The sequence below is a fragment of the Sphingobacterium sp. HJSM2_6 genome, from assembly GCF_049316305.1.
GTDB lineage: Bacteria > Bacteroidota > Bacteroidia > Sphingobacteriales > Sphingobacteriaceae > Sphingobacterium.
In genome coordinates, this window is the sequence record NZ_JBMOXB010000040.1 from 1 (window position 1) to 982 (window position 982).

Genomic DNA, 982 nt, shown 5'->3' on the forward strand with positions numbered 1-982 from the left:
GGTGTGAAGCGGACACTGGAAAGCTTCGGCATCCATAGAAGTACATTCTACAAATGGTATCAGAAGTATCTTCAGAACGGTTATGACGGACTGAAACAAGGCCATCGAGTATCTAGAAGACAATGGAACAGCATTCCGGAAGAACAAAAAGATCTGGTGGTTGCAGTTGCTTTGGACCACACGGAATTATCCTCCCGGGAACTGGCCCACAAAATCACCGATGAACAAGGTGTGTTCATATCAGAATCCAGTGTCTATCGGATATTGAAACAGCGGGATCTGATCCCCGCACCGAACCATATCCTTATCTCAGCAGCAAATGAGTTCAAGGATAAAACCAGCTTTGTGCACCAGATGTGGCAGACCGACTTTACCTATTTTAAGATTGTCGGTTGGGGATGGTACTATCTGAGCACGGTTCTGGACGATTACAGCCGCTACATTATCCATTGGGAGCTGTGCGATTCAATGAATGCAGAAGATGTGAAAAGAACGGTAAATACAGCCATTGAGAAAGCAAGACTAAAATCGAAAGCCAAACCAAAGTTGCTGTCAGATAACGGCCCTTGTTATGTTTCAAACGAGCTAAAAACATATCTCAAAGAGGATATGAAGATGAAGCAGGTTCACGGCAGACCGATGCATCCGCAGACACAGGGGAAAATTGAACGGTATCACAGAACGATGAAAAACGTAGTGAAATTAAACCACTTTTACCATCCAGAAGAACTTATCGAAGCCCTGGGAAACTTTGTGGACAACTATAACAACAGACGTTATCACGAATCGCTGCAAAACTTAACACCTGCAGATGTCTACTGTGGACGATCTGAAAGAATTTTGGAAAAAAGACAACAGGTAAAAATCGATTCTCTGAATAAAAGAAGACAATTGTATAATCAACAAAAATTAATAAATTTATAACTCGAAAGTCTCCTTAAGGTTTCATCCTAATGTGTCTAATTTAGTTTGAAGACGTACA

1 protein-coding gene is annotated in these 982 nt (G+C 41.5%); it reads left to right on the forward strand.

Annotated features, from left to right (window positions below; genetic code table 11):
* Positions 1–924: IS3 family transposase (locus ACFRAE_RS17690; RefSeq protein WP_422798497.1), on the forward strand; the 924-nt coding region annotated here is incomplete at its 5' end.
* Between the last annotated feature and the right edge of the window lie 58 nt (positions 925–982).